Annotated in this window: 7 protein-coding genes; 2 read left to right on the top strand and 5 right to left on the bottom strand. The window is 74.2% G+C overall.

Features of this window, described 5'->3' with window-relative positions:
- Nucleotides 1-1,302 (bottom strand): mannitol-specific PTS transporter subunit IIC (gene mtlA / locus ACH9EU_RS03550; protein WP_396412560.1); only part of this gene is annotated, 1,302 nt, incomplete at its 3' end.
- 227 nt (nt 1,303-1,529) lie between these two features.
- Nucleotides 1,530-2,348, bottom strand: a complete 819-nt coding sequence (locus ACH9EU_RS03545) for a TetR family transcriptional regulator (RefSeq protein WP_396412559.1) — start codon at nt 2,346-2,348, stop codon at nt 1,530-1,532.
- 341 nt (nt 2,349-2,689) lie between these two features.
- Between ACH9EU_RS03545 and ACH9EU_RS03540 the strand changes: the two genes are divergently transcribed.
- On the top strand, nt 2,690-3,784 hold the full coding sequence (locus ACH9EU_RS03540) for an excalibur calcium-binding domain-containing protein (protein WP_396412558.1): 1,095 nt from the start codon (nt 2,690-2,692) through the stop codon (nt 3,782-3,784).
- Between the two features lie 24 nt (nt 3,785-3,808).
- On the opposite strand, the gene ACH9EU_RS03535 is transcribed toward ACH9EU_RS03540, so the two are convergent.
- From ACH9EU_RS03535 to ACH9EU_RS03525, 3 genes are all read right to left on the bottom strand, one after another.
- Nucleotides 3,809-4,015 carry a hypothetical protein gene (locus ACH9EU_RS03535; RefSeq protein ID WP_396412557.1) on the bottom strand — a complete coding sequence of 69 codons (207 nt, stop codon included), beginning with the start codon at nt 4,013-4,015 and terminating at the stop codon, nt 3,809-3,811.
- A gap of 261 nt (nt 4,016-4,276) precedes the next feature.
- Nucleotides 4,277-5,752 (bottom strand): protein adenylyltransferase SelO family protein, encoded by a 1,476-nt coding sequence (locus ACH9EU_RS03530; protein ID WP_396412556.1) that lies wholly within the window; start codon nt 5,750-5,752, stop codon nt 4,277-4,279.
- 28 nt (nt 5,753-5,780) lie between these two features.
- Nucleotides 5,781-6,956, bottom strand: coding sequence for a helix-turn-helix domain-containing protein (locus tag ACH9EU_RS03525; RefSeq protein ID WP_396412555.1), 1,176 nt, complete (start codon nt 6,954-6,956; stop codon nt 5,781-5,783).
- A 181-nt stretch (nt 6,957-7,137) separates the two neighbouring features.
- On the opposite strand from ACH9EU_RS03525, the gene ACH9EU_RS03520 reads away from it, so the two are divergent.
- Nucleotides 7,138-8,337: an FAD-dependent monooxygenase gene (locus ACH9EU_RS03520; RefSeq protein WP_396412554.1), complete on the top strand. Its 1,200-nt coding sequence runs from the start codon at nt 7,138-7,140 to the stop codon at nt 8,335-8,337.
- Nucleotides 8,338-8,360 lie beyond the last annotated feature (23 nt).

Raw genomic sequence — 8,360 nt, 5'->3', positions numbered from 1 at the left:
GACGACGATGTCGAAGTCGTCGGTGAGGTTGGCGATCGAGGCGTTGGTGACCTTCACGTCCTCGAAGCCGGCCGCCCGGACCTTGTTGCGCAGCACCGAGGCGCCCATGGCGGAGGAGCCCATCCCGGCGTCGCAGGCGAAGACGATGTGGCGGACCGGAGCGCCCTCGGCCAGCGCCCGGGCGCTGTCGCCGCCGGTGTCCGCGCCCCCGCTGGAGCCCAGGACGGCGGAGGAGACGGTGGACTTCTTGCCCTTCATCGACTCCATGCTCGCGGTCGCGGCCGCCAGGTCGCCCTCGCCCCTGTCCCGGGAGGCCTTCAGGATCACCGAGGCCACCACGAAGGACACCGCCGAGGCCACCACCACCGCCAGCACCACCCCCACATAGGAGTCCGAGGCCGTCTGGGCCAGCACCGCGATGATCGACCCCGGCGCCGCCGGAGCCCGCAGCCCCGCCCCGAAGACCGTCAGCGTGAAGATCCCGCTGGCCCCACCGGCGATCGCGGCCAGGATCAACGCCGGCTTCATCAGCACGTAGGGGAAGTAGATCTCGTGGATCCCCCCGAAGAAGTGGATCAGCGCCGCCCCCGGGGCGCTCGCCCGGGCCGCCCCCCGCCCGAAGACCATGTACGCCGCCAGGATCCCCAGCCCCGGACCCGGATTGGCCTCCAACAGGAACAGGACGGACTTGCCCTGCTCCAACGCCTGGGTGGTGCCCAACGGGGTGAGGATCCCGTGGTTGACCGCGTTGTTCAAGAACAGCACCTTCGCCGGCTCGATCAGGATCGAGGTCAACGGCAGCAACCCCCGCGAGACCAAGAACTCCACCGCCGCCGCGGCCGCCCCGGAGAACACCAGCACCGCCGGACCGATCACGAAGAACCCCACACTGGCCATCAGCGCCCCCACGATCCCCGCGGAGAAGTTGTTCACCAGCATCTCGAAACCGGGCTTGATCTTCCCGTCCCAGATCCCGTCGATGCGCTTCATCAACCACGCCGTGGCCGGGCCCATCAGCATCGCCCCGATGAACATCGGGATGTCCGCCCCCACGATCACCCCCATCGTGGCGATCGCCCCCACCACACCACCACGCACGTCATAGACCATCCGCCCACCCGTGTAGGCGATCAGCAACGGCAGCAAATACGTGATCATCGGGCCCACCAGACCCGTGTGCGGATCCCCCGCCGCGTCCTCCCCGAACCCGCCCAAGGGCCCGAACGGGGTGAACCCCGCCTCGATGAAGAACGCCGTGATCAGCCCCCAGGCGATGAACGCCCCGATATTGGGCATGATCATCCCCGACAGGAACGTCCCGAAACGCTGCACATGCGCCCGCGCCGCGGACGACCGCCCACCCGCCGGCGCTGCGGTGGACGTCGATGCTCTTGACGTCGATGCTGTGGACATAGTGGTCCCCTTGTTCTCGTGGTGGTGCTCGAATGGGTTCTGCTGCTGGACGTGCTGGATGTACTGGTGTGTCGGTGGTGCGGTGGCTGACGGCGCGCGCCGCCGGCGGGGGCGCCTCAACCCTGCCGGCCGGCCTCCGGCGTCGTGGAGAGCCGGTGCAGCCACTCCAGGAAGAGCGTCAGCTCCGTCCCGGACAGCTGATCGGGATGCGAGGACTGCAGGGTCGCGTTGAGGGCGATGGCCGCCGACACGTAGGAGGGCGGCCCTCCTCCGGAGGGCGCGCCGTCCGGCGCGGAGCCGACGGCGGCGGGGTCCGTCACGACGGAGCGCAGCACGGCGTCGCGCGTCTGGGTCGAGAGGGAGAGGGCGGCGACCTCCTCGGCGGAGACCGCCTCCCCCTCGTCCGGGGCGTCGGCCACGAGCATCAGGGTCACCCCGATGTTGGCGGCCAGCACGGCGCGGGCCGCCTGCCGCGGGGGCACCGCGAGCAGTCCGGTCTCGGCCACCCGGTGCAGCTCGGCCTCGAGCAGGCGCTCGGCCTCCTCCACGAGGACCGGGCGCCTGCCCGGCCCGCCGCTGCCGAACATCAGGGAGTACAGCTGCGGCTGGGACAGCCCGAACTGCACGTGCACGTCCCAGAGCCGCTGCACGTCCGCGATCGGCGCGGCCGAGCGCTGCATGCCCCGCTCCCGGCGCACGAACTCCTCGAACCCCCGCAGTGCCACGGCCTCCATGAGACCGTCCTTGTCGCCGAAGTGGTGGTACAGCGTGGGGGCGGTCACCCCGGCCAGCTTGGTGATCTCCCGGGTGGAGACCGGCTTGCCGCGGGAGCCCGCCAGCAGCTCCCCGGCGGCACGGAGCAGTCGTTCCCGGGGGGAGGACGGCTCCGAGGCCTCCGGGGTGCCGCCCGGGACGCCCGTCACACTGTTGCTCATGGCCGTTAGCTTAGGTCCTATAACAACGCTATACAAGAGGTTTCCGTGACTTCTGTCACAGGGGGGGCCGTGGGTGCCGCACCGCCCGGGAGGGCCCGGGCGACGGGGCCGTCGCGGGCGGACCCGGAGGGACCCGGACGGGACCCGGACACCGAGGCGGCCACGAGCGGCCCAGGGGGCGGTGCTCCGGGCCGGTCCCGTCACACTCGTCACGCGGCCCGTCATCTCGGCCACGCCGTTCGCCCGGGGCCGTGCCCCGACGTACAAATGAGGGGTGCCCTCGCGTGCGCTCCGCCCGCGAACTCCCCCGGGCGCCCTCCCCCCATCCCCCCAGGAGCACCATGAGCACCACCTCCTCCTCCCCTGCCCGCGGAACGGATCCGGCCTCCCGCCGCGCAGCCGGCGTGGGCAGACGGATCGCCGCCGTCCCCGTGCACCTCACGCTGGCCCTCGGGCTGCTCGTGGGCTGCGCCTCGTCCGTGGCCTCGGCCGACCCCGCCGAGCAGAGTTCGGCGCCCAGCGCCGTGGTGACGGCCACGCCCAGTGCGACGACGACGCCGGGCGCGACCTCCTCACCCACTCCGGCCGCCACCCCGGGGACCGCGAGCACACCCGCGCCCCCGGCTCCCTCCGAGACCCCGGTGCAGGCCGTGAACCCACCGTCGGCGGCGTTCCTCGCCCTGGAGGACCTCCCCGTCGCCGCCTCCGGGACCATGTCGGACTACGACCGCGACGGCCTGTTCGGCGGCTGGATCGACGCCGACGGCGACTGCGAGGACACCCGCAACGAGGTCCTGGCCCGGGACCTGACCGGGATCACGTCCGCCGACGGGTGCACGGTGGCCACGGGGACCCTGGCCGACCCCTACACGGGCCGGACCGTCGACTTCGTGCGCGGAGTGGCGACCTCCGGTGACGTGCAGGTCGACCACGTGGTCTCGCTCGGCAATGCGTGGGTGACCGGTGCCCGCGGGCTCTCGCAGGCCGACCGCGTGGCCCTGGCCAACGACCCGCTGAACCTGCTCGCCGTGGACGGGCCGACCAACGGGTCCAAGTCGGACAAGGACGCCTCGCAGTGGCTGCCGCCGGACGAGGCGTTCGCCTGCGAGATGGTCGCCGTCCAGATCGCGGTCAAGACCCGTTACGACCTGTGGGTCACGGCCCCGGAGAAGAACGCCATGGCCGAGGTGCTCTCCACCTGCCCCGGCCAGGAGCTGCCCACCGGGACCCCGTTCGGCGAGATCCCCGGCGGCTCCGTGGCACAGCCCGCTCCGGCGGAGCCGGCCCCCGGGACGGTGGCTCCTGCGCCCACGGAGGTCTACTACGCCAACTGCACGGAGGCGAGGGCCGCCGGCGCGGCCCCGCTGTACGTGGGCGACCCCGGCTACCGGGAGGCGATGGACCGCGACCGGGACGGCGTCGCGTGCGAGTCCTGAGCGAGCAGCCCCGGTCGCGGCCGCTCAGCAGGCCGGGCGCAGGTGGCCGGCGCGGCGGGCGCCGGCCGGGGTCAGGCGCAGCAGGGAGACCCAGAGGGAGCCGACGGCCATGCCCACGAGCCACAGGCAGGGGAACCACCACTGCCACCCGTCCAGCCGGACGGTGAACGTCACGGCGAGGACCGTGGTGAGAAGGATGTTCGACACCATCAGGGTCAGCTGCTGCGGCATGGGGGACCTCTCGGATCGGCGACGCGCTCCCGAATCCTCGCATCCCGCCCGCAAGCTTGTCTGACCCCTCATTGGGGGGCACCCGGTCACTGCGGGCCTCCGGTCCCCGCGCGGCTGCCCGCCCGACGGGTCCGTGCTGACCGTGGCCGTCGGGCTCGTCGGGCGCCCGGTCGCGGCGCGCGGTGGAGAAGATGCCGACGATGCGCCGGACCGACATCGCCGCGGTCGAGGCCGCGGCCGACGCCGCCCGGGTCCGCGGGCTCAGGTCCCGCAGAAGGTCTGGTACGGCCCGAAGTCCTGCGGCGCCGGCTCGGCGTAGCGCTCCAGTCCGGGCCGCTCCGCGTAGGGTTCCGTCACCGCGTCCAGGAGTCCGGCCAGGGGGCCGAGGTCGCCCTCGGTGGCGGCCTCGAGCGCCTCCTCCACGAGGTGGTTCCGGGGGATGTACACCGGGTTGACCCGGTCCATCGCGTCGGCGTCCGGGTCGAGGGCGCGCCAGCGCCCGGCCCAGTCGTCGAAGCCCGCCGGGTCGCGGAACAGATCCCGCACCGGCCCGGTGTCACCGCGGGCGGCGGCCCCGAGGCAGCGGAAGAAGTTCGTGTGGTCGACACGGTCGGCCACCAGGAGGGGGAACAGGTCGTCGATCAGCGGCTGGACGTCGTCGTCCCCGGGGGCCGTCCCGGCGCTCCCGCCGAGGCCGAGCTTGGCGCGCAGGCCGGTCGTCCACGCGGCGCTGTACCGGCCGGCGAAGGCCTGCAGGGACGTCTGCACGAGCTGCACGGCCCGGTCCTGGTCCTCGTGGACGAGGGGCAGCAGGGCCTCGGCGAAGCGGGCGAGGTTCCACTCCGCCACCACGGGCTGGTTGCGGTAGGCGTAGCGACCGCCCTGGTCGATGGAGCTGTAGACCGCCGCCGGGTCGAAGGCGTCCAGGAAGGCGCAGGGGCCGTAGTCGATGGTCTCGCCCGAGACGGTCGTGTTGTCGGTGTTCATGACCCCGTGGACGAAGCCCACGAGCATCCACTGCGCCACCAGCCGGGCCTGGACGGTGACGACCGCGTCGAAGAGGGCGAGGTAGGGGTTCTCGGCCCGCGCCGCGTGCGGGTGGTGGCGGTGGATCGCGTGGTCGGCGAGCCGGCGCAGCAGCCCGTCGTCGCCCGTGGCCCGGGCGTACTGGAAGGTGCCCACGCGCAGGTGGCTGCTCGCGACGCGGGTGAGCACGGCCCCGGGCAGCGGGGTCTCGCGCAGCACCTGCCGCCCGGTCGCGACCACGGCCAGGGAGCGCGTGGTAGGGATGCCCAGGGCGTGCATCGCCTCGCTCACGACGTACTCGCGCAGCATGGGGCCGACCGCGGCCAGGCCGTCGCCGCCGCGCGCGAACGGGGTGCGCCCGGAGCCCTTGAGGTGGACGTCCCGCAGGGACCCCTCCGGGTCCACGAGCTCCCCGAGCAGCAGTGCCCGGCCGTCGCCGAGCCGTGGCGCGTAGAAACCGAACTGGTGGCCGGCGTAGGCCTGCGCCACGGGAGCGGCCCCCTCGGGGACGAGGTTGCCGACGAGCAGCCGCACGCCCTCGGCGCTCCGGAGCCACCCGGGGTCCAGGCCCAGTTCGGCGGCCAACGGCTCGTTGAGGACCAGCAGCCGGGGCTCGGCGACGTCCTCGGCCCGCCAGGGCACGGAGAGCTCCCCCAGCTCCTGGGCGAAGCGGCTGTCGAGGTTCACGGTGGACAGGGATGCGGCGGTCACACCGTCCACGATACGCCGGTGGTCCGGGTCACGGACCGGCCGGACGCAGACGCGCGAGCCGTGCGACGCGCAGGCCCACGTGGAGCTCGCGCCGGGTGAGCCCGTCGTCGAGGTTCAGGTCGAGGCGCTCCTTGAGCCGGTCGAGCCGGTAGTAGAACGTCGAGCGGTGGATGCTCAGCGCGGCGGCGGTCCGCTGCGCGTCGCCGCCGCGGTCGAGATAGGTCTCCAGCGTCCGGAGGAGCTCCGGTGCCAGGCCCGCCGCCAGGACGCGGCGAACGCTGCGCGGCAGGTCCTCGACCGTCATGGATTCGAGCGGCAGCAGCGCCAGGAGGCCGTCCAGCCCGGTGTCGTCCCAGTGGGTGACCGGATCGTGGGCGGAGGGGTCCAGCCACGCGGTGCGCCACGCACGGCGTGCCAGTCGGAAGGAGCGGTGGACGTCGAGCAGGCTGCCCACGACGGGGCCGACGCCGGCGCGCACGGCGCCGACGTCGGGGCGGGCGAGGATCCGCGCCAGCCGGGGGCCGACCACGGGCCGGGGGAAGACGAGGACGCCGGTGCCGTCGTCGAGGGTCGCCCCCACCACGGAGGCCGTCGAGCTGCTGGCGACGAAGTCGAGCGTCCGGTGCACGGCCAGTGCGGTCCGGCCCGTCTCCTCGGGCGCCCCGGCCGCCGGGTCCGCGCCGAGCACCACGGCGCTGTACTGCCGGGAGGACCCGAGCAGACCCTCCCCCACGAGCGCCTCGGCGGCTCCCGGGCGGGCGGCCGCGTCCCCGGCGACGAGGGCCGTGAGCAGCGAGCGCGCCCGGTCCCGGTCCCGCTCGGCGTAGAGGGTCCGCAGGGAGAGCAGCACGCCCAGGGCGGGCACCTCGTCGAGGAGCACCCGGACCTCCTCGGCGGACGGCGGCCCCGGCTCCGCCAGGGCGGCGAGCAGGTGCCCGACGCGGTGGCGGTGGTCGTGCAGCGGGACGACCAGGCACCGGCCTGTCTCCGGGAGGTCCTCGACGGCGAACCCGTCGGGCCCGACGGCGGGAAGGGTCCACGAGTCGCCGTGGGCGAGCGCCGAGGAGAGCCGGCGCCGGTCGTCGTCGGACTCGTGGATCGACCAGGCGACTACGCGCGCGGCGGTGTCGAGCACGATCAGGCGGCGGTCGGCGCGCTCGGAGAGGTCCTGCAGCAGGTCGTCCAGGTCGGCTGTCCGGTCCACGGCTGGTCGGGGCTCCTCCGAGTCGCGCGCCCCGGCACCCTTCCCGGGTGTTCCGACAGTGTGTCGGAGGCGCTGACCCGATCTTCCCACACCATCCCGAAGATCGGGCCCCCGGCCGCTGGCTACGGTCGGTACCGAGGCCCCGGGGCGGGGCCGGCGGAGCACGAGGAGAGGACAGGACATGACGAGCAGACGCATCGCCGTCGTCGGAGCGGGGATCGGCGGGCTGACGCTGGCCATCGAGCTGCGGCGCCGCGGCCTCGACGTCGAGGTGTACGAGGCGACGGAGGAGCTGCGCGAGGTGGGCGCCGCCGTCGCGCTGTCCGCCAACGCGACCCGGTTCTTCCTCGAGCGGTTCGGACTCGAGGAGCGGCTGAGCCCCCGGTGGGCGGAGGTCGAGGCCCTGGCCTTCCGCGACGGGCGGGACGGCCGGCTGATCGGCCGGCACGGCACGGACTACCGCGAGCGCTTCGGGGCGCCGTACGCGGGGATCCACCGCGCCGAGCTGCAGCAGGTCCTGGCCGGGGCCCTGGGCGGCGAGGGCCTGCACCTGCGCAAGCGGCTGGTCGGGATCGACGACGACGGCGCGTCCGCCGTGCTGCGCTTCGAGGACGGCGGCACGGCCGAGGCCGACCTGGTCGTCGGGGCGGACGGCGCCCGCTCGACCACGCGGCGCCTGCTGCTGGGCTACGACGACGCCGTCTACTCCGGGACCAGCGCCTCCCGCGGCATCGTCCCGCCGCGGGCGCTGTCCGAGCTGCCCGACCCGGGGGCCATCCAGTTCTGGATGGGCCCCGGCGCCCACCTGCTCCACTACCCCCTGGGCGGGGGCGACCACAACTTCTTCCTCGTGGAGCGCTCCCCCGCCCCCTGGCCGCACGAGCGGTGGGTCGTGCCGGTCGAGCCGGACAGCCACCTCGAGCGGTTCCGGGACTGGCACCCGGCGGTCCGGCAGATGGTCTCCGCGGTGCCGGTCACGCAGCGGTGGGCCCTGTTCCACCGCCCGCCGCTGGGCCGCTGGTCCCGCGGGCGCCTGACCCTGCTGGGCGACGCCGCCCACGCGCTCGTGCCGCACCACGGGCAGGGCGCCAACCAGTCGATCGAGGACGCCATCGTGCTGGCCGACCAGCTCGCCGGCACCGACGACTGGGACGCGGCCCGGGAGCGGTACGAACGGCTGCGCCGCGGACGCACCCGCAAGGTGCAGCACGCCTCGATCACCACCGCGGACGTGCTGCACCTGCCCGACGGCCGCCGGGCCGACGAGCGCAACGCCCGCCTGGGCCACCCCGGAGCCGTCGACCGGCACCTCGCGTGGATCCACGGGTTCCGCGCCGACGTCGACGTGCCCGACGAGGCCGGTGGGGGCACCTGGCTCTGACGGCGGCCCGGTGCGGCCGCCGT

The organism is Kocuria rhizosphaerae (assembly GCF_044462265.1).
Classification (GTDB): domain Bacteria; phylum Actinomycetota; class Actinomycetes; order Actinomycetales; family Micrococcaceae; genus Kocuria; species Kocuria rhizosphaerae.
Note: the sequence above shows the minus strand (reverse complement) of the source record. Positions and strands in the feature narration are given on the sequence as shown.

Coding starts and splice junctions, on each gene's coding strand:
- ACH9EU_RS03545 (WP_396412559.1), bottom strand. CDS start 2,348: ATGAGCAACAGTGTGACGGGCGTCCCGGGCGGCACCCCGGAGGCCTCG.
- ACH9EU_RS03540 (WP_396412558.1), top strand. CDS start 2,690: ATGAGCACCACCTCCTCCTCCCCTGCCCGCGGAACGGATCCGGCCTCC.
- ACH9EU_RS03535 (WP_396412557.1), bottom strand. CDS start 4,015: ATGCCGCAGCAGCTGACCCTGATGGTGTCGAACATCCTTCTCACCACG.
- ACH9EU_RS03520 (WP_396412554.1), top strand. CDS start 7,138: ATGACGAGCAGACGCATCGCCGTCGTCGGAGCGGGGATCGGCGGGCTG.